At 54.4% G+C, this 1,331-nt stretch carries 2 protein-coding genes; one reads left to right on the top strand and one right to left on the bottom strand.

Annotated features, from left to right (window positions below):
* Positions 1 to 656, top strand: a 656-nt coding sequence (locus BSU04_RS47240; RefSeq protein WP_218827410.1) for a PRC-barrel domain containing protein, incomplete at its 5' end; no start/stop codon positions are given.
* Between the two features lie 374 nt (positions 657 to 1,030).
* On the opposite strand, the gene BSU04_RS49020 is transcribed toward BSU04_RS47240, so the two are convergent.
* Positions 1,031 to 1,331: integrase core domain-containing protein (locus tag BSU04_RS49020; protein ID WP_144021472.1), on the bottom strand; the 301-nt coding region annotated here is incomplete at its 5' end.

The following is a 1,331-nucleotide window of genomic DNA, read 5'->3' as shown; positions in this document are numbered from 1 at the left end:
CAATCAAACCATCGGATCCGGCCTCAGGCGCACTGCATGTAAAGCTCACGCGTCAACAGGTCAGGGATAGCCCGAATATTGATACGCATAAGTCTGTATCTCGTCAGTATGAAACCACACACCTCCTTTACTATGGATATCCCAGGTACTGGGGTAGCTCAAACGTGTGGGGGACGAGCGCCTACCCCGCGTTCACCGGCTCGGTCGAGGCACCGCACCACGAGCCGGACGCACCCATGGGCTCCGATCCGCATACAGAGGGGCCGCCAGCTGACGTCCATCTTCGAAGTACGGATGCCGTGAAGGGCTGTCACATCCGGGCCGCCGACGGCAGCATTGGCCACGTGTCCGGGTTCATTTTCGACGACGTCGCTTGGGTCATCCGTTACCTCACAGTCGATACGCGCAACTGGTGGCCGGGTGGTAAGGAAGTGTTGTTGGCGACGCAATGGTTAAGCGGCACGGATTGGTTCGACTCCACTGTTTCGACCGATCTCACCCGCGACGCGATCAGGAATAGCCCAGCATACGACGATGCGGTTTTGCTCACCCGCGATTACGAGAAAACACTTCACGGATTTTATGGCAAACAAGCGTATTGGTCAGAGAGCGATACGGAATCTCTGCTTAGTCACATCGGAGAATCGGCCCCGTAGATTAGCGCGAGTGGGGTAGCCTTAAGCTAGACACGCAGCAATGCAATGCCACGAGAAAGGGTAAGCGGATGATTCTGGCAATCGCCCATAATTTTGGATGCAAGTCCGCTAACCTAAATGATCTGGGACAACTACCCATACGAGACGCGCCAAGCGGATCCGAGCGCATGGATAAATCCGATCTCCGGACGGTATCGAGCAGCGGAGAAAGATGGGTGGCTTTTGAGGTCAGCGAGTGCTGCTTCTAAGACACTCGGCGGGAGAGAAGACTCAGGAATCGCACGAGAGGCTATGGGAGGGTATTTGAGAAATACGCGGTTTGCTTTTCAAGGCTGCTTCGGCGCGTGTCAAACGCTTTGAGACAATATTTTTGATTAGTTTAGTGTGCAATTCTGTGTTTTCTTGTCATCTCCTTTTGCCGGTTTCGGCATGTTGATACCGGCCTCTGTCGGCAGTGCTGGCGGATGAGGTTGGCAATGTTTGAAGCGGTTGGGATGCTGCAAAAATGCGGTTTTCAGGACAAGGGCGCGTTGCTCATAGATGGCCGTCGCTGCGCCAGAATGCATGGCGGCAGGTGTCATATAGCCGATGCCGGAATGACGGTGATCATCGTTGTACCAGGCGAAAAATGTCTGGCAGAACGAACGTGCATCTGCAAGCGAATTGAACCGTTCC

This window comes from Caballeronia sordidicola, from assembly GCF_002220365.1.
Lineage (GTDB): Bacteria > Pseudomonadota > Gammaproteobacteria > Burkholderiales > Burkholderiaceae > Caballeronia > Caballeronia sordidicola_C.
This window is presented reverse-complemented; position numbering and strand designations above follow the sequence as displayed.